Below are 2,195 nucleotides of genomic sequence, written 5' to 3' on the forward strand. Positions count from 1 at the left end.
ACAGCCGTCCCTGCCGATGGACCCGGCGCCGCGCCCACTGCCGGCGCCGGCGCAACCGTCTCCGCCGTCACCGCAGGCGACAACGGTGCTGCCGGAACGCCGCCACCTCCACCGCCACCCGATCCGCCGCCGGCCGCGGCCGGCCTGAGGCTGGGATCCGTCGGGAGCCTCGGCTCACCCTTAGGCGGTCCCCCACCCGGCTGCCCGCCCGGCGATCCTTCCGGCGCACCGCCCCCGGACTTCTCGCCGCCAGATGGCGCGCCACCACCAGACGGCGCACCGCCGGACGGCTTTCCTTCGCCCTGCGCCGAGGCCGGCGACGTCGTCGGCGAAGGTTCAGCTGCGGGTGGAGGGGCTTGTCCCGCGGCTTCGCCTCCGCCACCACCGGGCTGCTGCGGGCCACCGCCTTCCGACGGGGGCTGATCAGTCTTACGCGGATCCCCGTTGCCGGTAACAGGTTCAACCTTTGCGGCACCGCTGGGCGGCTTCGGGACACCCAGCAGCCCCTTGCCGGTCACGTCAGCGCTGTAGCTGACGCGCACTTCCTCAGACTTGGCGAACAGCGCTGCGTACTTATCTTGTGCCACACGCAATGCAACGCGGTCCTGGTTCTGGATCGCCGCCTGCATCTCCTTCTCGACCTGTTCGATCTCCTCGACGGTCGGATGTTGATCCGCCCATTTCTCCTGCGCGTCCGCGAGGTCCTCAGCCTGTGCGGCGAGATGGTCGTACTGCTCGGCCATCTTGATCAACCACTCCTGGTGCTGGCGCAAAGCCTCGCCAGCTGCCTCGGCAGCGGTTCCCTCCCAACTGACGCCCTCGAGGGAGAACGCATTCGATTGCTCGCGCAGGGAATTCGCGAACTTGCGAGCGTCACCCGCATACGTTCGCATCGGGCCGGGATCGCCCGAGTGAATGATCTGCGCCGCGGTCTTCGCATCCATGTAACCGTCGCCCGTATCACCTCCGGGAATCTCCGCCATCACCGCTCGCTTTTCGATCGGGGGGACGACGGGCGGCAGCATCGGGGTTATCGGCACAGGATCGTTTGGAATCGGCTGCGGCGGGTCTTGGGACAGCGCATAGCGCGCACGGTCATCGACCGTCTGGTAGGCACTCGCCGCGGCGTTGAGAACGGCGGCCAATCGGTCAGCCTCCGCGTTCCCCGATGCCACATAGTTTTTCAGTGTCTCGGCGCCGGCGACGACCCGATTCGCGGCGGACATGACAAACGCAAACTTGCATGGCGCCGCAGGTTCGGCGGAAGCGTCACTGGTTTCCGTGGTGAGCGCACCCGCTTTCGCCGTCAAGTCGGCGGGTTCGACCCGAAGCTCCCCCGACGTCATGCTGCCTCCTCGTGACGGGGCTGCGGCCCCGTGCCCAGCAAACTACCAATCATTGTTCCAGAGCCATCTGGTAGCGGCTTTCCTCACGCGGGTTGATCAGCCGAATTGGGAGCTGACGGTGGCGCGGTGTGTCGATAAAGTTGTGCCGCAGCACCACCCGACCGATACCCGGATGCGGGCCTAGATAAGTCGTGGAGTTCGGCCACGACACCTTGGCCACCTGCCCGATGCGGCCGTTGATGAACCCAGCGAATTCGCGGAACTGCGGGCCCAGCGTGACCACTGCACCCGACGCGGCTGAGCGCACCACGAACTGTGTGAACAGCCGCGCATCGCCCAGGTTGATGCTCACGTCGACGTCGTCGAACGGCATGTACACCGGATACCGGTCCGCGGTCTCGCCCACCAACACACCCGCCGACCCGATCGGCAATTCGTAATGCCGGTCAGTCACCGGACTTTCGCCTTGCAACGCTGCGCGCTGCCCGCCGAACAAGCACGAAAACCCGCGTGGTGTGGTCGGATTCGCCAACGTCGTCAGCAGCACCGTCGTCGTCGGTGCGGTGCCGGGGCGAATCCGCACCCGGGTGATCGTGTGATCCGCACGCGCCGACCACCACACATCCGGGCCTCCCGGCGCGCTGTACGCGGCGGTGAAGGTACTGCGACCCTTGATGGCCGACCACATTTCGCGTTCGAAGCTGATTTCGGTGGCCCGATCGAAATCGTCGAAGCTGCGTGCGCACCGCGCGTCAATCCCGTTGCTGGCCAGGTGGTCTGCGATCCGCGTTGTCGACGCCACGAGATACCGTGCCAACCCCGCTAGGCCGGATTCCCGGCGCAGCGCGG

The 2,195-nt window shown here is 66.8% G+C and carries 2 protein-coding genes; both read right to left on the reverse strand.

All coding sequences use genetic code 11. The features are described 5' to 3' along the window. Positions 1–1,346: PPE domain-containing protein (locus tag VFH65_RS07020; RefSeq protein ID WP_353320435.1), on the reverse strand; the 1,346-nt coding region annotated here is incomplete at its 3' end. Positions 1,347–1,395: 49 nt separating this feature from the next. Further along, on the reverse strand, positions 1,396–2,195 hold an 800-nt coding region (locus VFH65_RS07025), incomplete at its 5' end, for a type VII secretion protein EccE (protein WP_353320436.1).

This window comes from Mycobacterium sp. (genome assembly GCF_035697385.1).
Lineage (GTDB): Bacteria > Actinomycetota > Actinomycetes > Mycobacteriales > Mycobacteriaceae > Mycobacterium.